The following is a 20,570-nucleotide window of genomic DNA, read 5'->3' as shown; positions in this document are numbered from 1 at the left end:
GTTTTCCGGAGCTTGGTGGGAAACGACCGCGTGGATGGTGCACCGATGCCGGATCATTGGAGGTTTTTTCCGAATGTGATGCTGGAGCCTGACCTCAAGGCAATGCGACATGCAATCGCCCTCAACGACGGAGCTGATGAAGTCGAAGAAGAGTTGCTCGCGTGGATCATCTTCCGCTACTACAAACGTGGCCCAAAGGACCCGGAGCATCTAGCAGGCATTGCCAACTTTCTCGCCAGCTCCAACATATTCAACAGCCCGCCAGCCCGAGCTAAAGTTGCGGCGGATGCGTGTCATGGAGCATCTCCCGGCGTCTAAGCGCAGCGGTGCGAGCAGTGCAGAGGTGTTTCTTTCATCTCGATTACTTGAGAGATTGCATCGGGCACCCGGACGGATCGGAACTTCCCGATCTTGAGGCTGTGAAGACCAGGACCAGACAGGGCATCGTGACTTGGAAGCCGATCGTCTCCGGACACGCCGAGAGTACACGCTCTGGAGCGTGCGGATTTCGGATGATGCAGCGATATACTGGCCGAGGGTCTTGGTTCCGGAAGCCATCAATGAAGTGTTCCGTTCAAGATACTCCTGTCGCCGATCTCTGATAATCACGTGTTTTTGGATCAGGATTGCTCCATTGCACTGCGGGCCGGATTGGATCGGGCAGGCTTTGGCGCATCCCCGATCGTGTGAAACCTGTTCGTGCCGACGCATGCCTTCATGTCGTCGCGCCGGAACCAGATAGCTCGTCCGCATCTGAGCGGCGCGTTTCCTGCGGTGAAGACGATCTGTTCGTCGGCCCGCATGCGCAGAACTTCATGGGGCTGGATAAGGGGTCTGGCAGCCAGCTGCTTCGAGCGCGTTCGCGACGATCCCCTCGCTTGGAAACTGCGGCTCACCTGGTCGATTTCGACCGTTGTCATGCCGCAGCGTCGGGAGATGTAATCGGCCGTTTCCGGATCGTTGATCGCGGCGAACGAAATCCAGCTGGCACTCTCGAACCATTTGCTTGCCGCGTCGCGACCGCCATAGGTTTCACGCATCTGGCCGATCGACTGATAGATCATCGTCAGCGTGATGCCGTATTTGCGTCCGGCGTCACGCGCGGTCTCGATGATCCGCATGTAACCGAGGCGGGCGGCCTCATCGAGCAGAAACAGCGCGCGCCCCTTTATCTGGCCGTCGCGATTGTAGATCGCATTCAGAAATGAGCCGATGATGACCCGCGCAAGACCCGAATGGGTCTCCAACGTCTTGAGGTCGATGTTGATGAAGACGTCGGTGTTTCCCGCCGCGATGTCGCTGGTCGAGAATTTCCTTCCCGACACGAGGGCGGCATAGTTCGGATAGGAAAGCCAGTGTGTCTCCTTGACCGCATTGGCATAGACCCCAGAGAAGGTTTCGGGCGTCATGTTGACGAAGGCCGCGACGTTCTCCTTCACGAAATCCGAGCCCGAATTGTCGTAGATGTCCTGCAGCCGCTTGCGCAGTGTCGGCTCCGGCTCCGAGAGATTCATGCGCACCTGCCGAAGCGTCTGTTCCATTTCATCCGTGTGACCGGACAGGCAGACATCAGCGATGAGTGCCGTCAGCAGCTGGAGCGCCGATGCGCGAAAGAAGTCATCGCGGACACCGCGCGCACCGCCGCTATCGCTCATGATCCATGAGGCGACCGAGGCAATATCCTCTTCCTTGGTTCCGCCGAAACGTCCGACCCAGTCCAGGACATTGAAGCCGATGTCCGGCTTCCTCGAATCGAGTACGAACACGTCCCTTCCCGCTCCGCCGCGATGCGCGGAAACCATCGGTGCGACCTCATTCGATGGATCCAGCACGATCAGCGTGCCGCCCCATTTGAGTGCCGTTGGGATCGTCACTGACGTCGTCTTGAAACCGCCGGAGCCGGCAAAGACAATCCCGTGCGACGAGCCGAACGTGCCATCGAAGCATAGCAACGGCGACTTGCCGCCGGCGCCCCAGGTCTCAGCGCTGTCGGCTCGAAACGCTCGGGCGCCGACATTGTCTTTGTCGACCCGATAGCGCTCACCGATGACGATGCCACCAGCATCGGGAAACAACTTTGCCGCCTCTGTGAGCTTCATCCAATCCGCTTCGCCATGGAGCGCCCGCTTGCCTTGAACGCGTTTCGGCTCGGCCCTTGCGAATGCCGCATTGCCGATGAGCGCGACGCGGAGTGCGAAGCAGGCACATAATAGCGCCGCAGTCGCTCCGATCGACGTTGCCGTATCGAGAAAGGCCAAGACCGTCTTGTCGGCGGGTACCGTTTTCATGAAAGAGGAAAGCCGCGCTGTTTCGCGGACTGCTGCGACCAGGATCGTCCCACTCGATCCCGCGACGACGCCCCAACCTGCCTGCTTGATATTGATCGAACCGGCATTCGCAAACAGCAACAGAACTCCAATCGCCGCACCGGCGATATAGGGCAATGCGATGCCCGCGCGCCCCCATGCCAGTCGCGCGGCCTCGGTCTTGCCGAAACCGGAAAGCCACTGCTCGACCCCGGTCATCCCGATGACGACCAGGATCATCAACGCCGTTGGTACGACGACGAGCGCAATCCTATTGATCGTCATTGCCGAAGGCCTCCACGCCGATTCCCGTGAGCCTGCAGCGCTCGCCGTCGTCGCCCTTGATCCGATGGGCGACATCGACAAGCGCGCCCAGCAACAGCGCTCGCTTCTCGTAGCGCAGACCGGCCTTGACGATCAGGCCGCCGAGCTCGATCTTTTCGCGCGTGTCCTTCTTGCGGGCGTCGGATGTCATCGTTCTCGCCATGCGCTCAAGCCTCGCCAGCACTGCCCGCGCCCGCGCCAGATGTGACCGGCGCGGTTTGCTGCGAGACGACGGCTGCCCCTCCCCTTTCTTTTCCGTTAGAAGCCCCCTGCCGTCCGCGAAACCGCTTCGCCACTTCCTCAAACGCTGCCTGAAGTTCCGCCTCGTCGATTTCGATCTCGCCAAGGCCGGCCTTGAGCGCGATCCGGCCGATGCGTTCCGCTTCCCTGGTCTCTGCGATCTTGAGCTGTTCCTGCAGTTTGGCGATTTCGTCGCGGATTTTCGAGGATGGCTTCTTCATGTCCGATCGTCTCCTGGGTGAGAAAGCATGTCTTTCGAACCCAGTTTTTCGGATGAGAGCGCGGAACGCACTACTGTGAATCCTACAATCGCCAAGGGCGATGCTTTCGGGAATGATCCCGGCCGTTCCGAAGGAGCGGCTTCCAAGGGCGCAATTATACGTCGCTGATACGACGTGTTGCTGAGAGAGCCTGGTAAGCCTCCGCTCCCGACGAACCCATTGATTTCGTTCGCAACGGGAAAGAACTTCGCCGTGGCCGTCCCTCACTTTTCCGTCAGCGTCGTCGCCCGTGGCTCAGGCCGCAGCGCCGTCCTGTCGGCGGCCTACCGGCACTGCGCCAAGATGGACTTTGAACGGGAAGCCCGGACGATCGACTACACGCAAAAGCAGGGGCTCCTGCATGAGGAGATCGTGATCCCCGCCGACGCGCCGGAATGGCTACGCTCGATGATAGCTGATCGTTCGGTCGCCGGCGCATCCGAGGCCTTCTGGAACAAGGTGGAGGGTTTCGAGAAACGATCCGACGCGCAACTCGCCAAGGACGTCACCATAGCCCTGCCACTCGAGCTGACGGCCGAGCAGAACATCGCGCTCATGCGCGACTTTGTGGCGAGCCACATCACCTCGAAGGGTATGGTCGCGGACTGGGTCTATCACGACGCCCCCGGCAATCCTCACGTCCACCTCATGACCACATTGCGCCCGCTGACCGAAGACGGTTTCGGTTCGAAGAAGGTCGCGGTGCTTGGCCCGGATGGCAAGCCAATCCGAAATGACGCCGGCAAGATCGTCTATGAGCTTTGGGCCGGTAGCACTGAGGATTTCATTGCGTTTCGCGACGGCTGGTTTGCTTGCCAGAACAAACATCTGGCGCTTGCCGGCCTCGATATCCGCATCGATGGCCGTTCCTTCGAAAAGCAGGGTATCGACCTCGAGCCAACCATTCACCTCGGCGTCGGCGCCAAAGCCATCGAGCGCAAGGCCGAGCAATCCGACCACAAGTCGGAGGCGTCGGCTCCCAAACTCGAACGCATCGAGCTTCTGGAGCAGCGCCGCAGCGAGAACGCCCGCCGCATCCAGCGCCGTCCGGAGATCGTGCTTGACCTGATCACGCGGGAGAAGAGCGTCTTCGACGAACGCGATGTTGCGAAGGTGTTGTATCGCTATATCGACGATGTCGCTCTGTTCCAAAGTCTGATGGTCCGCATTCTTCAAAGTCCGGAAGCGCTCCGTCTCGAACGCGAGCGGATCAACTTTGCGACAGGTATTCGCACACCCGCGAAGTACACCACGCGCGCGATGATCCGGCTTGAAGCCGAGATGGCCAACCGAGCGATCTGGCTTGCGGGCCGCACCTCTCATGGCGTCCGTGAGGCGATGCTGCGGGCGACCTTTGCGCGCCATGTCCGGCTGTCGGATGAGCAGCGAACGGCAATCGAGCATGTCGCTGCGGCCACGCGGATCGCCGCCGTCATCGGCCGCGCGGGCGCCGGCAAGACCACGATGATGAAGGCTGCGCGCGAGGCGTGGGAAGCGGCCGGCTATCGTGTCGTCGGCGGCGCCTTGGCGGGCAAAGCGGCCGAGGGATTGGAGAAGGAAGCGGGCATCGGCTCCCGCACACTGTCGTCGTGGGAGCTTCGCTGGAACCAAGGTCGCAACAAGCTCGACCACAAGACGGTGTTCGTGCTGGACGAGGCCGGCATGGTGTCGTCACGGCAGATGGCGCTGTTGGTCGAAGCAGTCACCAAGGCCGGCGCCAAACTCGTCCTTGTCGGCGATCCGGAACAGCTTCAACCGATCGAGGCCGGCGCTGCGTTCCGCGCCATTGCCGATCGCATCGGCTATACAGAACTTGAGACAATCTATCGTCAGCGCCAGCAATGGATGCGCGATGCCTCGCTCGATCTCGCTCGTGGCAATATCCGCAGGGCTGTCGACGCCTACACCGCCCATGGTCGAATGATTGGTTTGAGACTGAAGGACGACGCGGTCGAGAGCCTGATCGCAGCGTGGGACCGCGACTACGATCCTTCGAAGACCAGCCTGATCCTCGCACACCTTCGCCGCGACGTCCGAATGCTCAACGATATGGCGCGCGCCAAGCTGGTCGAACGCGGCGTCGTCGCAGAAGGATCACCGTTCAAGACCGAGGACGGAACCCGCATGTTCGCCACCGGCGACCAGATCGTGTTCCTCAAGAACGAGGGCAGCCTTGGCGTCAAGAACGGCATGTTCGCAAAGGTCATCGAGGCAGCACCTGGGCGGTTGGTGGCAGAGATTGGCGAAGGGGAACATCGCCGCTTGGTCACGATCGAGCAGCGCTTCTATAACAGCCTCGATCACGGCTATGCGACAACGATCCACAAGAGCCAGGGCGCGACGGTCGACCGGGTGAAGGTGCTTGCTTCCCTCTCGTTGGACCGGCATCTCACCTATGTGGCTATGACGCGCCATCGTGAGGATCTCGCCGTCTACTACGGCAGTCGTTCGTTCGCCAAATCCGGCGGCCTCATCCAGATCCTGTCGCGCCGTAACGCCCAGGAAACGACCCTCGATTACGAGAAGGCGTCGTTCTATCGCCAGGCGCTGCGCTTCGCGGAAGCGCGGGGCCTTCATCTAGTCAACGTCGCCCGCACGATCGCACACGATCGTCTCCAATGGGCCGTCCGGCAAAAACAGAAACTCGCCGATCTCGGCGCCCGTCTTGCCGCCATCGGCAAAGCGATCGGGCTGGCCCGCGGCAGCAATAAACAAACCGCCCCGAACACGATCAAGGAGGCCAAGCCCATGGTGTCAGGTATCACCACCTTCCCGAAATCGCTCGACCAGGCTGTCGAAGACAAGCTCGGCGCCGATCCCGCGCTCAAGAAGCAATGGGAGGACGTCTCGACCCGCTTCCATCTCGTCTACGCGCAGCCGGAAGCCGCCTTCAAGGCGATCAATGTCGATAGCATGTTGAAGGACCAATCGGTCGCGCAGTCCACCTTGGCAAGGGTTGCCGGCGAGCCAGAGAGCTTCGGTGCGCTCAAGGGCAAGACCGGTCTTCTCGCCAGCCGTGCCGACAGGCAGGATCGGGAAAAAGCCATTGCCAATGTGCCGGCGCTTGCCCGAAATCTCGAACGCTATCTTCGAGAGAGGGCCGAGGCCGAGTTCAAACATGAGACGGAGGAGCGCGCAGTCCGGCTCAAGGTTTCCGTCGACATCCCAGCGCTCTCTCCAGCCGCCAAGCAAACGCTCGAACGCGTGCGCGATGCGATCGATCGCAACGATCTCCCGGCTGGCCTCGAATATGCGCTGGCCGACAAGATGGTGAAGGCTGAACTCGAAGGTTTCGCCAAGGCGGTTTCCGAACGTTTCGGGGAACGGACCTTCCTGCCTTTGGCTGCGAAAGACACGAGTGGCAAGACGTTCGAGACCGTCACAGCAGGCATGACGGCTGGCCAGAAGGCGGAGGTCCAGTCTGCGTGGAATTCCATGCGAACGGTCCAGCAGCTTGCCGCCTATGAACGAACGACCGAAGCGCTCAAGCAGGCCGAGACGCTGCGGCAAACCAAGAGCCAAGGGCTCTCGCTGAAATGACCGGGGTTGCAATCCGTCGGTCGATGACGACGCAGCAACGACGAGCCATTGTGGTTCTGTCGATGGCGGCGTTGGCCGCCATCCTGCTGGTGGTGATTGCCGTCACCGGTGGCTACCGCATCAATCTGACACCGAGCGAGCCATTCGGCCTGTGGCGCATTATCCCGCTTCACCGTCCGGCAGCAGTCGATGACCTCCTGTTCATCTGCCCCCCGGAAACGGCGGCGATGCGGGCAGCGAGGGCACGAGGCTATCTCCGTTCTGGTTCCTGCCCGGGGGGCGTCGCACCGTTGATAAAGACCGTGATCGCCGTTGCAGGACAGCATGTCGAAATCAGCGCCAGCGTGAGCGTGAATGGGCGGATGGTTTCCTCTTCCAGTCTCGCACTACGAGATGGAAAAGGCCGGCCGTTGACGCCCTTTCCGGGCGGCATCGTACCGCCGGGATATGTCTTCCTGCATTCCGCATTCCCCGGCTCCTATGACTCCCGATATTTTGGCCCGGTGCCGATCTCCGGCATTCTCGGGCTGGCGCAGGAGGTATTCACCTATGTGCCGTGATTACCTTCGGCCGGCGCTGCCGATTTTCGCTTCGATCGCAATCGGCGTGGTGGGCTGGAGCGGCCATGTGTTGCTTCTACCCGTCGCGCTGGGGTTTCCTGTTCTTTGGTCGATCGCGCGAACGAGATCAGTGGCGGCACTTGTCTCCGCCGGATATTTCCTGGCCGCATCACGTGGTCTGCCGCGAGGCGTTGCCGCCTTTTACTCGTCGGATATCTGGCCGGGCCTGTTGCTCTGGTTGTGTGCGTCTATGAGTTTCGTTGCCGTCCATTCCGTCCTCTGGACGAAGAACCCGAACGTCCGTCCGTTTCGTTATCTCCTCGCAGCCATCATTATGTCGATCCCGCCGTTCGGCATCACGGGCTGGGCGCATCCAGTCACGGCTGCGGGAGTTCTGTTTCCGGGATGGGGATGGTGGGGACTCTGGCTTATGACAGCTGGCCTTGCGGGCCTCGTAACCCGTATTTGGCCAGCTGTCGCCATCACCTTGATAGGCCTTTGGCTGTGGTCCGCCGCATCGTGGACCGAGCCGGGTCTATCCAATGGCTGGCGCGGTGTCGACCTCGAATTGGGCGCTTCGCTCGGTCGGGACGCCGGTCTTCACCGCCAGCGTGACCTGATCGCAACGGTGCGTGGCGCCGCCAGCGATGGCGCCGGCTTTGTGGTGCTGCCGGAAACCGCGCTCGGTTTCTGGACACCGACCGTGGCGCGGCTTTGGACGAGCGCGTCCGCCGATATCGATGCGACGGCCATCGCCGGCGCCACGGTGCTCGATGCCACCGGCTACGACAATGTCCTCGTCGCGATCGACAGGACGGGCGGAAGCAGCATCCTTTATCGCGAACGCATGCCGGTTCCCGGCTCGATGTGGCAGCCGTGGCGTTTCTTGTTCGGGGAGAGTGGCGGCGCCAGGGCGGATTTCTTCGCGAACCCGGTCGTTTCTGTCGGTGCCGGCCGGGCAGCGCCGCTGATCTGCTACGAGCAACTGATCGTCTGGCCCGTCCTCCAGTCCATGCTGCACGATCCTGACTTCATCATTGCCGTCGGAAACGGCTGGTGGACCGATGGGACGTCGATCGTCGCCATCCAGCGCGCCGCTACCACCGCCTGGGCGAGGCTCTTCGCAAAACCGCTTGTTACCGCCTTCAACACCTGAGCGCCAAGGAGGCCCCATGCTCGACGCTGCCCTGATCAAAGAATGTGCCGACCCCTCCCTCAAGCCCGCGATCGTCGAGCAGTTCGTGGCGGCGGCGGGCTCGGATGATCCCCTCACCGTCACCGTCAAATCGGGTGGCCGATTGATCCTCGTGCCGCAACCCAGAACGGCGGACGAGGCAATGGCGATCGTGCGCCAATATGCTGGTCAGGCGGTTGTCCGCGTTGGGCTGACCCAGTTTCCCGCAGGCGTTGGCGTCAAGGAAGCGACCGATTTGAAGCCCGATTTGGTCGACCCCTGCCAGAACCTTCGCAAAGGCACGGCGATGTTCGCCAAGGTCCTCAGGATCGTTGCGAAATGGTATGGCAACCCCAAGAGCAAGGACGTCTTCCCGCAGATTTTCGAGGATGCGATTTACGCATGGAAGACCGGTGAGTTCGAGGGCGTGAGCGTGTTTCAGGCGGAGGACCCTGGCGAGTCACCGACCAATCGAGAGGAACCGCGGGCCGATAAATCGGAGGCGGACACAGTCGCTGCCGGGGCTCCGCTGCAGACTGAGGCAGAACCTTCGGGCGAAAATAAAATTGGCACTGCGGGGATCCGGGTCGATCTATCTCGCATTGGCGGCCAGCAATAGCGTTCAATTCGTCTTTTCCCGTGACGCCTGTTCGGTCGAGCGAGGACTTAAATTTAGTGAACGGCGGAGCTGCCTAGTTGTCATTTTGAAGGAAATACTGGACAGCGGGGTCATCTCGGCATTTCGCTAGCGGTAGCTGCTTGACCGAATAGATGCGGGAAATGATGTGTTCAGTGGTGCTGGTATCGATGTCGACGTTCAAGCAGGCACAGGCATAACCGTGAATCGCAAAAGTGCGGACGTATTCGCCGGTCGTCAGGTCAGGAATCTTATCCATGCCTTGGGCGGCATGGCCGTCACCTCCGCGGAACATTATCTCCCACCCACCTTGTGCGTCGTAAAGCTCCCACTTAGCCGTGGCCGGATTGCTAAGCCAGCCGCAGCGCCTTTCGCCGTGCGCTGCGGTGGTCGCAGTCAATAGGACGAAGGTGGCGAGCATGATCTTCATAACAGGTCCAAACGTAAGGAAGCGGCGCACCGTCAGTATCGGCGGGAATGTTTCAGGCGGATGTCGGCAACTGACATCGAGCGGAACAGCAGCCTACCTGGAAATCAATCGGGTTGGCCACCCATCTAGCGCGAGCCAAAAAGCAGGAAAACAGTGTATTTCCGATGCTTAAAATTAGTTTGACCCAGATGCATAATGTTTGAGCTTGTTGCGGAGGCCAGCCAGTACGAAAATGTGCCCTCACGAGGGTTCAGCTCGGTTGGGTCAACGCGCTACCAAAGGTCTTCAAGGATGCGACGGTCTGCGCATGTCGCAGCAAAGCAAAGAGGAAGAGGGGCGTTGGAGGCAGCGCAGGACGTTGGGCACGCGGGGATTCTGATCAATCTGTCCCGGCATTGGCTGGAATTGAACTTCACTCTGGCAGTGCATAGCGTGTCAGCAGAGCCTCGCCCTCTTCGATGGCGATCTCGATCACCTCGTTCACCAGATCCGGAGAACCGGCGAGTTCGTGCAGAACGAGCGTGAACAATTCCCGCTGCTGCACCGGCAGAACCTGCGGAACGATGATTACCAGGCCCGCATGCAGATCCTCTCTCGCATAGAGTTTCCTGAAGTCACGAGCATTGTTCGTCACGAAGGTGAAATCTTCCGCGACGATCCGAGGCATCAGATCCCAATCGGTCTCGCCGCTCAGGCCCAGCCAATTGACGTGAAAGCAATCGTGGCCGTGGTTTTGAGCCACGGCCACGAGCGATGTGTGCAGGCATTCATCGATCAGAAACTTCACGAAGCCGTGCCCGAAGGGTTATCGGTCTCGGCCTTTCCAAAAGGCAAGCGCTTCACCGACTTTACCTTCAGTCCCTGCTCCGACAACTTTCGTGGCCGCCCACGGGCAGGATGAGCCGCTACCCAAATTTCGGCGAGGTCCACCATGCGCGCAGTGAGAGCGGGATAGCCCTCAACGATCTCGTCCGTGGCAGCGCCTTGCAATTTCATCGCAGCGATTGTCCGGACTGGAACGCGCGTGCCTTTGAAGACCGGCTCACCGCCAACCACGCCTTTCACGCTGTGGATGATCTTGTCCGCTTCTCTGAGCGCCTCGCCACGCGCGGCCAAGCGCTCCCTCGCTCTCGCGACGTCGACGATCAGATAGTCGTCCGCTCTGACCGTGTCGGCTTCAGGATTTTCGTCGATGGCAGCAAAGAGGCGTTTCCGGCGTTCGGCGGAAAGGATCGTACCGACGCCGAACCAGAGCTTAAGCCGCAGCAGATCATCGTCGGTGATAGCACGGTTTCGGTGGCTGGTAGAGGGTCTTCCAATGATTCGTTTGTCGATGGCGTTGTGTACCGACTTAATGCCGATCTCACTCACGGCAGCCGCCTCAGTGGGTGTATATTCGCGAAGTGCTGCAGCCATAATTATTCTCCTTAAAAAGAATATATATAATGCGCGGGCAATTCGCAATGTGCTGGCACAAATGAATTCTCGTCATTGCCGGCCGGGCATGAGGCCGGCAGTCCGCAAGACAACTCTCTTAGTCGTCAAGCTCGGCGGTTGGCATCTGTGGCTCCTTCGGAGGCCGCTTCAGCAACTCACACGCTTCGATGCCCAAGACTGTCGCCAAACGGTCGACGACATCGATGCTTGCATTGTAAACGCTGCGCTCCAGCGAACTGATGTAGGTGCGATCGATGTCCGCGCGATGCGCGAGCTCCTCCTGGGACAAGCCTTTAGCCTGCCGTGCTGCTCGCAAATTTCGCGCGAATACCTCTCGGATCTCCATGATCGAGAGAACAGCGCCTTGATGAGTATCCTACCACGGAGTATTCTCTACAATCTCGAGGTCATTCGAGCCAATTGCGAGGCAACTTCCCGAGGTCAGAGCACCTCCTGCGCGTTGGCGTGAGAGTTGCGGGAGGAAGCTACACAGGATCCAGTTGCCCGTTGGATGGATGACGTTCAGCGGATGTTGTAGTGCCACTGGGGCGAGATGGTACCGCCGCAAGCTTGCGCCCCGGCAGCAGAGGATAGGGAGAAGCGGATGAACGATACCGGCTCATCTAGGTACAGTTCGATGCAACAGTCAGAATTAGAAGTGCTGGCGGTCGCTGCAATCCGCGAGCACCGCCATCTTATGGCCGCCGATGAAGTTGTGTATGAGGAATGGACCCGCGCGAGCGACGATCCGTCGGTTTCCGCCGCCGTACTCAAGAGCCTGCAGGATGAGTATGTTGCGCGTCAGAAGAAATCGGAGGCCCAGCAGGAGGCGCTGTCGAAAATCATCGATGCCCTTGGCTACGTCCCTGTAGTTGCTCCAGATGGCGAAGAATGACTCTCATACCAACCCGCGGTCCTTTGCGATTGCGACAAGTTGCGGAACGGTCGCCGCTTCGAGTTTTCTGCGTGCTTTGTCCAGGTAGTGCTGCACTGTCCTCGGATTGATCCCAGTCAACATTGCGATCTCTGGAGCATGTTTGCCTTTCGTCGCCCACATCAGGCACACTGCTTCTCTTGAAGAAAGCAACCGTTTCGGAGCGACGATCGTCGTCGCAGCGATGATTTTCAGGCGGTAGTGGATTGCCAGAACGGCCTGGATCGCTTTTTGGGCATCCTGCAGCTTTGAAACATCAGCCGCCTGCGCTGAAGATGCGAACGTGAGCATCATGGTCGAGCCAAAGCTTCCTTCGACGGGAATCGTAACTCCGCTCCGAATACCGTAACCGATTGCCTGCTCCCGAAAGCACTTGAGTTGGGAGGATCTACGAGCGGGCCAGTTGTCGGCGGTCCAGGAAAACATCTCCATGCGACGTTTGGCTTCCGTGACGACGGGGTCGATGCGGGAATAGTGGCTTTCGAGATAAACGCCCTGCCATTCCTCCGGGTAGGAGTTGAATGTTCGGACTTCCAGTCCCTCAGTCTGCAGGTAAGCAAAACGTTCAAAGCCACATGCGTGGGAAAATGTCTTGAGAGCACTTTTGATCATACGTTCATCGTGTGCGGCATCTGTCATATCGATGAGAGAGCGAAGGTCACCGTCCACTGACATTTCTCCTATTGCCTAGCTGCATGTCCTCTTTCGTTGCAGATCGTAAATCTACTCTCCTTTTCCGAGTGTTCAAGGCCCCGCATGCCGAAAACATGATACTTAAACATAATTTTGCGTGCGGGTGCGACCCACCTGCCGGAGCGCGAAGAAATGGCCGGATCTTAGACTCTGACGCGGTCTAGCGGACGCCATAAACGGACGGAAAAATGATGTCCTGATCGACCAGGACATTGAATTTGTAGCCGGGACGGATGCGGATCGTCGGCTGCACGTTCAGATTCTTCGAGATGGTCTGTTCGGCAACGCGACCAAAGCTCTCGGCAAAATTCCGGCGTGCTGCATCTGAGGCGGTATCCTGATTTGCCCGCGTCGAACTCTCGGGCATAGACATATCGATCCCTGTTCCGATGATTGCCACCAGGGCCGCCGACCCGAAGGTTCTCCAGAAGTGGCGGTCGACCTTGTCCTGGAAGCCCCCATATCCTTCTGCGTCCGTGCCGGCCATGCCGCCGATCTGCAGCGTAGACCCGCTAGGAAAAATGAGGTCGGTCCAGACGACAAGAACCCGTTCCTGGCCAAATGAGACCTTGGAATCGTAGCGACCGAATAACTTCGAACCCTGCGGGATGAGAAGGCGGTATCCCGTCGCGCTATCGTAGACGTTCTGGCTGACCTGGGCGGTGATGCGCCCTGGCAGGTCGGAATTCAGACCAGTAATCAACGTCGCCGGGATGACCGAACCGCGCTTCAATTCGTTGGGTGACATCTGCGGCACGACCTGGTTCGGCAGGTAGCCCAGATCCTTGATGTCCTGATTGAAGAAATCCTCTTTCGACGGCTGCCCGTTCTGATCGACGGTTTGCCCCATCAGGCCGGATTTTAGGGCGGCGGCATAGAGGTCTGATGCGCTGTCTTCTGCGACGTTTGTCGGCTGTCGACTCGTGTCTTTCGTAAAGTTTGCCGCCTTCTCGACGTCGGAGACGTCTACCTTCAGCGGAGAGTCGAGCGCCGTGGCACGAGCCTGGAGACGCGCCATGCGTTGGCGCTGAGCCTCGCGCATATATTGTTCATCCTGCTCCCGCTTCAGGCGCGCCTTCCACTCTTCTTCGGATTCGAGCCTTTGTCGGCGGTCTTGTCGATCTGTCGGTTGGCGCTCGACGACGGTTTCCTGCTTTTCCTTTTTCTCCACCACAACAGGGGTCGGCTGAAACACCTCCTGCTTATCCGGCTCACCGATAATGCCGTCCGTTATACCCCGCTTAAGCTGGTCGCCGAAACTGGTCGCAGGATTGTTGGAAGCACCCTCGATGTCGCCACGATTGAAGGACAGCCCGCGCAGCGACAGACCAACCACCACGACGCCGACAAACAGCACGATGACAATGATGGCGACGATGATCGGCAGGCGGTTGAGCCGGCGCATGCCATTCTGATCGTCGGCTTGGCCGGAGGTGCTAAGCTGGAGCGACTGGACCATGTTAACCTCCGTCAGTTGCGCTGTATGATCGAAAGCGGACTGGCCGGCGCGGCGCCGGCCGCCGTCGGCGTGTATGCGCGGCCAAGAGCAATGGATGGCGTCGAGAGCCGCGCCAACACCTGTCCGTCGAAGCCGTCGATCGCATAGGCAAGCTCGACCGGCTTGACGTCTTTGGCGACCTTACCGTCCGTGACCACCGTGTATCCCCACCCCTTCAACGCCGCCTCGAGGGCGGCCGCGAACTCCGACGTGTCCTTCTCCAATTTGATCGTCGTCGTAGCGCTGGCCGGGCCGATCTGTTCAGCCAGGCGGCTTGCCATGTCGCCGGCGATGGCGCTCGCGGCGGGTCCGGTGACGGCAACGGGGGTGGAACTGGTGGTCAGGGCGTCGTCGGCCGTTTGGCAGCTGGAGAGCAGCGCAGCCACGACGAAATGTGCGAGAAGCTTCCGCATAGTTCAGCCTCCCCGCCGGATGGTAATCTTCTGTTGCCGCCAACCGACGCCGGAAACGAGGATCGCCTTGTCGATCGCATAGTCGACCGTCATAACGTCGTTCTTCATCCGGTAATTGACGATGCGGTTCTGGCCACCGGAAACGACGAAGAGCACTGGTGCATCCTGACCGGAGATCGACTTCGGAAACTGGATGTAGGTCTTCACCCCGTCCGAATAGACCCGCTTCGGTTTCCACGATGCGCCGCCGCTCACCGAGTAGGAGAAGTTCAGCTTGTCCGGCGCAGTGCCCGGAATGCCGCCCGTTTCGAGACGGGAATTGATGTCGGCGAGTTTGGTGGAAACATCTTCTGGATACTCGAACCCGACACGCGCCATGTACTGGCTCGGATGGGATTTGAGCTGAATATGATAGGTGCGCCGGGAGGTCGTCACGACCATCGAGGTGAGAAGGCCTGGCTCCGACGGTTTGACGATGAGATGGATCGCCTGTCCGCCTGTCGCCCCCGAGGTGGCAGGTTCCACCTTCCACCGCACGGTATCGCCGACAAGCACGTCTCGAACGATCTCCCCACCCTGAAGTTCGATGTCGCAGACCTGTAGTGGAGAGCAGATAACGGACGGCTGGGTCTCGCCAAACAGAAAGATGACCTTTCCGTCCGGACCTGTCGTGACCAGTCCAGGCGTGCCCCGCCACTTTCTGGAGAGATTTGTTCCTTTCACTTCGTTGCTCGTCATGTTCTGCGCTTGCGCGCCCGCCGCAAGGACGAGTCCGGCCGTGCAGCCGACGGCCGCTAATAGTAGTCGTGTTCTGTGCATCGAAATCCCCTGCCCTTAAAGCTGTGCCGTCCAGTCGAAATCCCGGACATAAAGGCCGATCGGATTGAGGCGGATCGTCGCCTCATCCTGTGGCGCGGTGAGCGTCACAGTCGCGATCCCGCGGAATCGCCGCGTGCCGATCTCCTTGCCCTTTCGGTCCCGCTCGTATTCCGTCCAGTCGATCTGATAGGTCTGATTGGAAAGCGCGACGATGTTGTTGACCTCAATGGCAACTGTCGAAGCTTTCGCCTTCTCGAATGGAGAATTGCCTCGGAACCAGGCGTTGACCTTCTCCGTCGATGGATCGGACGTGCGCAGAAGGGCGTAGGTGCGGTCGATATATTGCTTCTGCACCACCGCATCCGGCGTGATCGAGCGAAAGCTTGTGACGAAGTTACCGAGTGTGGCGCGCACCACGCGGACATCGGCATACTCGATCTGCTCCGGAAAGCCTGCCGTGACCGCGGTTCCGAGCTTGTCGACCTCGACGATGTAAGGCACGAGTCTCACTTGCGTGCTCAGATACATCGCATAGCTGAAGCCGATCACCGCCATGGCCAGCCCAAGGACTCCGACGATGCGCCATGCGGCCGCCGCCTTGACATAGGAGCCATAGCGTTCACTCCATTCCTGGCGGGCGGCAAGATACGGGTTTTCCGGGGCGCGGTTTGCGGCCATTTGTTCTTCCCTTGTTTCGATTATGGTTTGTCGTTGCGTTCGGGAAGAGGTTTCGGTCCGCTGTGACCGCCACGCTGTTCATCGAGCTTCGCATTGGCCAACCCGAGAATGGACCCCGCATAGGCGCCGGGAGAACCGATCGCTTTTTCCTTCGCGGCTGATCCCGCAGCCTGTGCGCCGGAAGTAAAGCTCGCGCCCATGCCGCGCAGAGCAGCACCAGCGACCGATGAGCCACCAGCGCGTGCCGCTTGTGCCGCCGCAAAACCCGCGCCCGCCGCGCCAGCGGCGAGGAAGCCGGCACCCGCAGCGAAAGACGCCGCCTGGCCGCCGTGGCGGATCGCTTCCATTCCTCCGGACACCGATGCGCCCTGCACAACGCCCTGCATAATGTTCGGGACGTACATGGCGATAATGAAAACGACGACGGCGATTCCAGCGATGGCGAGAGCGGTCTGAAACTGGTCGCCGATATCGGGCTGATTGGCGAGGCCGATCAGCACTTCGGAGCCGATGCGGGAGATCATGACAAGTGCCATGAGCTTCATTCCGACGGAGAAAGCATAGACCAGGTAGCGGACCGCAAAATCCTTGGTGAAGGATGATCCACCAAGGCCAAGCATAATCATGCCGGCAAGCAGGCCGATATACATCTCAACCATCACCGACACGAAAATCGCGGCGACAAGCGAAAACGAGATGACCGTCACGACCATCGCGAACGCGGCTGAGATTGCCAGCGCATTGTCCTCGAAAAGACCGAACTGTACCTTCTCCGACATTTTCGTTGCCACTGTGAGACCGGCGTTGAATACGTCAGCTGGTGACGCCGTCCCTCCCCCTGCGCCGATCTGGAACAGACTGTCTACAACCGCCTTGGCGAAGGTTGGTCCCTGCGCCAGCACGAACGCGAAGAAGCCCACGAACATGATCCGCCGTACCAGTTCGGCGAACCAGCTGTCCAGCGAGGCTGACTGGATCGCGAGCCAGACGGCCGCGATGCCGATCTCGATCGTTGCGAGGATCCAGAACAGAGATCTCGCAGCATCCATGACGGTAGTTTCCCACCCCTTCGCTGCAGTCGTGATCTGGCTCTGGAGCGACGTCAATACTGACCCTTCCTGCGCAAGAGCCGGCTGGGCCGCGACCGCCGTAAAGGCGGCAAAGAGCATGGCGGCCCGTAGCTGATGAAGTGTCGTCGTAGCGGTCATCCTGTCACCATTCGACTTTCATCTTTTCGCCACCGGATGTGGGGTGGTCGTTCGACGAGCCGAAGAACTTCGCCCTGCGTTCCTGAGCTTCCTGCTTTTCGGAGATCAAAAACCAGATACCAGTGCTTGCCGCGGCCAGGATCGCTGCGATCACGATGAGGAGTGTTTTCGTTCTCACCATTCCACCTTCATCTTCTCGCCGCCTGAGGTGGAGGGAGCCGTCGCACCGAAGAATTTTTCCCGCCTCGCCTGTGCCAGATCCTTGTCGGTCTGTTCGGTTTGCAGCCGGGTTCCCATCATCGTCATCTGCTGCGAGACGAGTCCGCGAAGCTTCTGCATCTGCGCAACCTGCTGAGCGGCGATCTCGTGGCCAACCTGCAAAGCCTTCATCTGTCCATCTGCCGTTTCGGACATCGAACGCAGCGAGGACATGGTATCTTCCTCGCTATCGAATTGGTCGGCCGTGAGGCTCGCTGCCTTCAGCGAGCTGGCGATGGTATCGCGGTTGGTGTCCGACCAGGACTGGTAGGTCGAGGAGAACGTTGCGTTATCAGGCAAATTCGTCTTCAGGTCAGCGTAGCTTTGGAAGCGCTGCTGAAGAACATCGTCGGCGTTGCCCATGGAAAATGAGATGCTTTGACCCTGCTCGACGATACTGCGCAACCGGTTGAGATCGCTTTCGACCTGCCCCCAGACATGCTCAGGAAGCTGCGCTGTGTTTTGCAGCATGTTCTCGTAGATTTTCAGCTGGTTCTGGATCTGCTCGGCCAGCTGGCTGATCTGGGTCAACTGATTGTCGACCTGGATGCCGGAGCTTTTCATGAGGTCCACAAGCTGCGCGTTGTTGGCGAGCTGCGTCCATTCCGTCGCGGCGCCGGTGGCTGAACCGGCTTGCACCGAACCTTGATTGACGATCGTGAAGGCGGCGGCCGCCGCGAAGATAGCGAACCATTTAGTCCTACTTGAGTAACGATGCGGCATCGTGAACTCCTCTCGTTTCAAGCCAACGGATCGGCCATTCGTGGCCATGTTCGGATTTCAGTATGCGGATGCGTTTGAGGTCCTCTTTGCCCGACGCGCCGACAAAGCTCAGCGCGACAGGCCCAAGCGACATGTTGAAGAGCCGCCGGCCTTCTGGCGTGGCGACGTAGTATTCGCGCTTCGGAATGGCGGTTGCGACGATCTCGATCTGCCGCTCGTTGAAGCCGATGCGCTCGTAAAATTCTCGTGTCCCAGACTCGCGGGCGGCGCCGTTCGGGAGGCAAATCTTGGTCGGGCAGGATTCCTTCAGGACGTCGATAATCCCGGACCGCTCGGCGTCTGAGATCGATTGGGTCGCAAGGACCACCGCGCAATTCGCCTTTCGCAGCACCTTGAGCCACTCGCGAATCTTGTCGCGGAATACAGGATGGCCGAGCATCAGCCACGCCTCGTCGAGCACGATCAGACTAGGGGACCCATCCAAACGCTTCTCGATCCTGCGGAACAGGTAGGTCAGCACCGGCACGAGATTGCGCTCGCCCATATTCATCAGCTGCTCGATCTCGAAGGTCTGGAAGGCGCCGAGCGTGAGGCCATCTTCTTCCGCATCGAGGAGTTGGCCCATCGGGCCATCGACGGTGTAGTGGTGCAATGCGTCCTTGATTTCGCGCAGCTGCACGCCGCTGACGAAATCCGAGAGCGAGCGACCTGATGCACTCGCCATCAGTCCGACCTGCCGAGAGATTGCGTTACGATGATCGGGGGTGATGGTGACGCCCTGCAGACCGACCAGCATCTCGATCCATTCCGTCGCCCAAGCCCGGTCGGCATCACTTTTGAGTTCGGAGAGCGGGCAGAAGGCCAATGCCCTCCCCTCTTCCGCAATGTCACCGCCGATCTCATAGTGATCGCCCCCGGCAGCGAGCGTCAGGGGTAGAAGTGAACTGCCTTTGTCAAAAGCGAAGATCTGCGCATGTTCGTAGCGGCGAAACTGTGCAGCGATCAGGGCGAGCAACGTCGACTTGCCGGAACCGGTCGGCCCGAAGATCAGCGCGTGTCCGACATCGTCGACGTGCAGGTTCAGACGGAACGCAGTCGAGCCGCTCGCAACCTGCATCAAAGGTGGGGAATTCGGTGGGTAAAATGGGCATGGCGCAACCGGGCTTCCGGACCAGACCGAGTTCAGCGGGATCAAGTCGGCGAGATTGCTGGTGTTGATCAGCGGCTCACGGATGTTGCAATACCAGTTGCCCGGCAAGCTGCCGAGATAGGCGTCGGTGGCGTTGAGCGTTTCGATCCGCGCCCCGAAACCTTCCGCCTGGATCACCCGCCGGATCGCTTCGGCCTTCTCCTGGAGTGCTTCGCGGTCGCTATCGAATAGCAAGACCACCGGTGTGTAATAGCCATAGGCAACCAGCTGCGACGAGGCCTGCGCGATCGCATCCTCGGTCTCGGCCACCATCGTCATCGCGTCTTGGTCGACGGATCGACTTTGTGTCTGGAATATCTGGTCGAGGAACGGTCGGACCTTCTGCCGCCATTTCTTGCGTGTGCGTTCGAGCTTCTGTCGAGCTTCCTCGGCATCGAGAAAAATGAAACGTGACGACCACCGATAGGTCAGAGGCATCAGGTCAAGGCTGTTCAGAATGCCCGGCCAGCTTTCGGCCGGCAGGCCGTCGATCGCGACGACGCCGAGGAAACGGTTTTCGACCTTTGGCGTCAGTCCGTGCTCAAGCTCCGCGGTGGCGATCCAGTCGAGATACATCGGAACATCGGGAAGCCGGATTGGATGGCTTTCCCCGGTGGTGCAGAACCGCGCGAACTGCAGAAGCTCGTCGTATCGGGCAATTCGCTCCCCTCCCCTTTCGACCGTTTCGCGGGTTTCCATTCGCCGGATCGAAAGAGTGTTGGCAAAATACTGCTCAAGCTCTCGCACCGCGTTCTTGAACACGAAGAGCACCGTGTCCGCGTAGGATTTTTTCCGGCTTTCCTCATCTGAATAGATGTATTTGCTGAGAGCAGTCTTCTTGGACTCGAGGGGCCGGTAGGTCAGGATCAGCGCATGCTTGCTCTCGAAATGTCCCTGCTCGCGCGCGAAATGCGCCCGACGCTCGGCATCGATTGCGCGGGTCACCGGGTCGGGGAAATGGCATCGATCTTCTGATGGATAGTCGACTGTCGGAATACGGATGGCCTCGACTTGGATCATCCAGCCGCTTCCAAGCCGCGACAGAACGGCATTGATCTGCCTCGATAGCTCGTTGCGCTCAAGGTCGGTCGCGCTTTCGGAATCCGGGCCGGCAAAATACCAGCCGGCCATCAGGCTTCCGTCCTTCAAGAGGAGAACACCGTTGTCGACCAGGCCGGCATAAGGAACGAGATCGGCGAAGGACGGACCGGTCACCCGGAAGCGTTTGAGAGCTACCATGGCCACCTCC

22 protein-coding genes are annotated in these 20,570 nt (G+C 59.7%); 6 read left to right on the top strand and 16 right to left on the bottom strand.

The window, feature by feature from the left end:
• Positions 1 to 30: 30 nt before the first annotated feature.
• Entirely contained in the window at positions 31 to 318 is a 288-nt protein-coding gene (locus ACZ9IU_RS30965; protein WP_157885381.1) for a hypothetical protein, read from the top strand.
• Positions 319 to 620: 302 nt separating this feature from the next.
• On the opposite strand, the gene traG is transcribed toward ACZ9IU_RS30965, so the two are convergent.
• The 3 genes from traG to traC are packed head-to-tail and all read right to left on the bottom strand — an operon-like array spanning position 621 to position 3,091.
• Positions 621 to 2,591, bottom strand: a complete 1,971-nt coding sequence (gene traG / locus ACZ9IU_RS30960) for a Ti-type conjugative transfer system protein TraG (RefSeq protein ID WP_040126044.1) — start codon at positions 2,589 to 2,591, stop codon at positions 621 to 623.
• Positions 2,578 to 2,793, bottom strand: coding sequence for a type IV conjugative transfer system coupling protein TraD (traD, locus tag ACZ9IU_RS30955; protein WP_040126045.1), 216 nt, complete (start codon positions 2,791 to 2,793; stop codon positions 2,578 to 2,580). Before traD ends, traG begins: the two co-directional genes overlap by 14 nt.
• Positions 2,794 to 2,797: 4 nt before the next feature.
• Positions 2,798 to 3,091, bottom strand: coding sequence for a conjugal transfer protein TraC (gene traC, locus ACZ9IU_RS30950; protein WP_040126046.1), 294 nt, complete (start codon positions 3,089 to 3,091; stop codon positions 2,798 to 2,800).
• A 252-nt stretch (positions 3,092 to 3,343) separates the two neighbouring features.
• Between traC and traA the strand changes: the two genes are divergently transcribed.
• From traA to ACZ9IU_RS30930, 4 genes are read left to right on the top strand one after another with little or no spacing between them, the layout of a single operon-like run.
• Positions 3,344 to 6,670, top strand: a complete 3,327-nt coding sequence (gene traA / locus ACZ9IU_RS30945; RefSeq protein ID WP_040126092.1) for a Ti-type conjugative transfer relaxase TraA — start codon at positions 3,344 to 3,346, stop codon at positions 6,668 to 6,670.
• A complete protein-coding gene (gene traF / locus ACZ9IU_RS30940; RefSeq protein WP_051900784.1) occupies positions 6,667 to 7,230 on the top strand; it encodes a conjugative transfer signal peptidase TraF in 564 nt (187 codons plus the stop codon). Before traA ends, traF begins: the two co-directional genes overlap by 4 nt.
• Positions 7,220 to 8,386, top strand: a complete 1,167-nt coding sequence (locus tag ACZ9IU_RS30935) for a conjugal transfer protein TraB (RefSeq protein ID WP_040126047.1) — start codon at positions 7,220 to 7,222, stop codon at positions 8,384 to 8,386. The genes traF and ACZ9IU_RS30935 overlap by 11 nt, the downstream gene beginning before the upstream one ends.
• Positions 8,387 to 8,402: 16 nt before the next feature.
• Positions 8,403 to 9,023 (top strand): TraH family protein, encoded by a 621-nt coding sequence (locus tag ACZ9IU_RS30930; RefSeq protein ID WP_040126048.1) that lies wholly within the window; start codon positions 8,403 to 8,405, stop codon positions 9,021 to 9,023.
• Between the two features lie 73 nt (positions 9,024 to 9,096).
• On the opposite strand, the gene ACZ9IU_RS30925 is transcribed toward ACZ9IU_RS30930, so the two are convergent.
• The 4 genes from ACZ9IU_RS30925 to ACZ9IU_RS30910 all read right to left on the bottom strand — a co-directional run bounded on the left by ACZ9IU_RS30925 (position 9,097) and on the right by ACZ9IU_RS30910 (position 11,254).
• A complete protein-coding gene (locus ACZ9IU_RS30925) occupies positions 9,097 to 9,471 on the bottom strand; it encodes a DUF4087 domain-containing protein (protein ID WP_040126049.1) in 375 nt (124 codons plus the stop codon).
• Positions 9,472 to 9,883: 412 nt separating this feature from the next.
• Positions 9,884 to 10,258 (bottom strand): DUF5615 family PIN-like protein, encoded by a 375-nt coding sequence (locus tag ACZ9IU_RS30920; protein ID WP_040126050.1) that lies wholly within the window; start codon positions 10,256 to 10,258, stop codon positions 9,884 to 9,886.
• Complete coding sequence (locus tag ACZ9IU_RS30915) at positions 10,255 to 10,887, bottom strand: DUF433 domain-containing protein (RefSeq protein WP_040126051.1); 633 nt, start codon at positions 10,885 to 10,887, stop codon at positions 10,255 to 10,257. Before ACZ9IU_RS30915 ends, ACZ9IU_RS30920 begins: the two co-directional genes overlap by 4 nt.
• Positions 10,888 to 11,005: 118 nt before the next feature.
• The gene (locus tag ACZ9IU_RS30910; RefSeq protein ID WP_040126052.1) at positions 11,006 to 11,254 is read right to left on the bottom strand and encodes a helix-turn-helix domain-containing protein; all 249 of its coding nucleotides are present in this window, start codon (positions 11,252 to 11,254) and stop codon (positions 11,006 to 11,008) included.
• Positions 11,255 to 11,512: 258 nt separating this feature from the next.
• Between ACZ9IU_RS30910 and ACZ9IU_RS30905 the strand changes: the two genes are divergently transcribed.
• On the top strand, positions 11,513 to 11,803 hold the full coding sequence (locus ACZ9IU_RS30905) for a transcriptional repressor TraM (protein ID WP_040126053.1): 291 nt from the start codon (positions 11,513 to 11,515) through the stop codon (positions 11,801 to 11,803).
• Between the two features lie 3 nt (positions 11,804 to 11,806).
• Here the strand turns inward: ACZ9IU_RS30905 and ACZ9IU_RS30900 are convergent, their stop codons facing one another.
• The 9 genes from ACZ9IU_RS30900 to ACZ9IU_RS30860 all read right to left on the bottom strand — a co-directional run bounded on the left by ACZ9IU_RS30900 (position 11,807) and on the right by ACZ9IU_RS30860 (position 20,560).
• Entirely contained in the window at positions 11,807 to 12,511 is a 705-nt protein-coding gene (locus ACZ9IU_RS30900) for an autoinducer binding domain-containing protein (RefSeq protein ID WP_040126094.1), read from the bottom strand.
• A gap of 184 nt (positions 12,512 to 12,695) precedes the next feature.
• Positions 12,696 to 13,994 carry an IncP-type conjugal transfer protein TrbI gene (trbI, locus tag ACZ9IU_RS30895; protein ID WP_040126054.1) on the bottom strand — a complete coding sequence of 433 codons (1,299 nt, stop codon included), beginning with the start codon at positions 13,992 to 13,994 and terminating at the stop codon, positions 12,696 to 12,698.
• 11 nt (positions 13,995 to 14,005) lie between these two features.
• Entirely contained in the window at positions 14,006 to 14,446 is a 441-nt protein-coding gene (trbH, locus tag ACZ9IU_RS30890) for a conjugal transfer protein TrbH (protein WP_040126055.1), read from the bottom strand.
• 3 nt (positions 14,447 to 14,449) lie between these two features.
• The gene (gene trbG, locus ACZ9IU_RS30885; protein ID WP_040126056.1) at positions 14,450 to 15,265 is read right to left on the bottom strand and encodes a P-type conjugative transfer protein TrbG; all 816 of its coding nucleotides are present in this window, start codon (positions 15,263 to 15,265) and stop codon (positions 14,450 to 14,452) included.
• Positions 15,266 to 15,280: 15 nt separating this feature from the next.
• Positions 15,281 to 15,943, bottom strand: coding sequence for a conjugal transfer protein TrbF (locus ACZ9IU_RS30880; protein ID WP_040126057.1), 663 nt, complete (start codon positions 15,941 to 15,943; stop codon positions 15,281 to 15,283).
• A gap of 20 nt (positions 15,944 to 15,963) precedes the next feature.
• Positions 15,964 to 17,151 carry a P-type conjugative transfer protein TrbL gene (gene trbL / locus ACZ9IU_RS30875; protein ID WP_040126058.1) on the bottom strand — a complete coding sequence of 396 codons (1,188 nt, stop codon included), beginning with the start codon at positions 17,149 to 17,151 and terminating at the stop codon, positions 15,964 to 15,966.
• 4 nt (positions 17,152 to 17,155) lie between these two features.
• Positions 17,156 to 17,332, bottom strand: coding sequence for an entry exclusion protein TrbK (gene trbK / locus ACZ9IU_RS30870; protein WP_040126059.1), 177 nt, complete (start codon positions 17,330 to 17,332; stop codon positions 17,156 to 17,158).
• The gene (trbJ, locus tag ACZ9IU_RS30865; RefSeq protein WP_040126060.1) at positions 17,326 to 18,132 is read right to left on the bottom strand and encodes a P-type conjugative transfer protein TrbJ; all 807 of its coding nucleotides are present in this window, start codon (positions 18,130 to 18,132) and stop codon (positions 17,326 to 17,328) included. Before trbJ ends, trbK begins: the two co-directional genes overlap by 7 nt.
• Entirely contained in the window at positions 18,110 to 20,560 is a 2,451-nt protein-coding gene (locus tag ACZ9IU_RS30860) for a conjugal transfer protein TrbE (protein ID WP_040126061.1), read from the bottom strand. Before ACZ9IU_RS30860 ends, trbJ begins: the two co-directional genes overlap by 23 nt.
• Between the last annotated feature and the right edge of the window lie 10 nt (positions 20,561 to 20,570).

The organism is Mesorhizobium sp. USDA 4132, assembly GCF_056279545.1.
This window is presented reverse-complemented; position numbering and strand designations above follow the sequence as displayed.

Excerpts from the sequence above, each read along its gene's own strand:
- traG (WP_040126044.1), bottom strand. The coding sequence starts at position 2,591 with ATGACGATCAATAGGATTGCGCTCGTCGTCGTACCAACGGCGTTGATG.
- traD (WP_040126045.1), bottom strand. The coding sequence starts at position 2,793 with ATGGCGAGAACGATGACATCCGACGCCCGCAAGAAGGACACGCGCGAA.
- traC (WP_040126046.1), bottom strand. The coding sequence starts at position 3,091 with ATGAAGAAGCCATCCTCGAAAATCCGCGACGAAATCGCCAAACTGCAG.
- traF (WP_051900784.1), top strand. The coding sequence starts at position 6,667 with ATGACCGGGGTTGCAATCCGTCGGTCGATGACGACGCAGCAACGACGA.
- ACZ9IU_RS30935 (WP_040126047.1), top strand. The coding sequence starts at position 7,220 with ATGTGCCGTGATTACCTTCGGCCGGCGCTGCCGATTTTCGCTTCGATC.
- ACZ9IU_RS30930 (WP_040126048.1), top strand. The coding sequence starts at position 8,403 with ATGCTCGACGCTGCCCTGATCAAAGAATGTGCCGACCCCTCCCTCAAG.
- ACZ9IU_RS30925 (WP_040126049.1), bottom strand. The coding sequence starts at position 9,471 with ATGAAGATCATGCTCGCCACCTTCGTCCTATTGACTGCGACCACCGCA.
- ACZ9IU_RS30915 (WP_040126051.1), bottom strand. The coding sequence starts at position 10,887 with ATGGCTGCAGCACTTCGCGAATATACACCCACTGAGGCGGCTGCCGTG.
- ACZ9IU_RS30910 (WP_040126052.1), bottom strand. The coding sequence starts at position 11,254 with ATGGAGATCCGAGAGGTATTCGCGCGAAATTTGCGAGCAGCACGGCAG.
- ACZ9IU_RS30905 (WP_040126053.1), top strand. The coding sequence starts at position 11,513 with ATGAACGATACCGGCTCATCTAGGTACAGTTCGATGCAACAGTCAGAA.
- trbI (WP_040126054.1), bottom strand. The coding sequence starts at position 13,994 with ATGGTCCAGTCGCTCCAGCTTAGCACCTCCGGCCAAGCCGACGATCAG.
- trbH (WP_040126055.1), bottom strand. The coding sequence starts at position 14,446 with ATGCGGAAGCTTCTCGCACATTTCGTCGTGGCTGCGCTGCTCTCCAGC.
- trbG (WP_040126056.1), bottom strand. The coding sequence starts at position 15,265 with ATGCACAGAACACGACTACTATTAGCGGCCGTCGGCTGCACGGCCGGA.
- ACZ9IU_RS30880 (WP_040126057.1), bottom strand. The coding sequence starts at position 15,943 with ATGGCCGCAAACCGCGCCCCGGAAAACCCGTATCTTGCCGCCCGCCAG.
- trbL (WP_040126058.1), bottom strand. The coding sequence starts at position 17,151 with ATGACCGCTACGACGACACTTCATCAGCTACGGGCCGCCATGCTCTTT.
- trbK (WP_040126059.1), bottom strand. The coding sequence starts at position 17,332 with ATGGTGAGAACGAAAACACTCCTCATCGTGATCGCAGCGATCCTGGCC.
- trbJ (WP_040126060.1), bottom strand. The coding sequence starts at position 18,132 with ATGCCGCATCGTTACTCAAGTAGGACTAAATGGTTCGCTATCTTCGCG.
- ACZ9IU_RS30860 (WP_040126061.1), bottom strand. The coding sequence starts at position 20,560 with ATGGTAGCTCTCAAACGCTTCCGGGTGACCGGTCCGTCCTTCGCCGAT.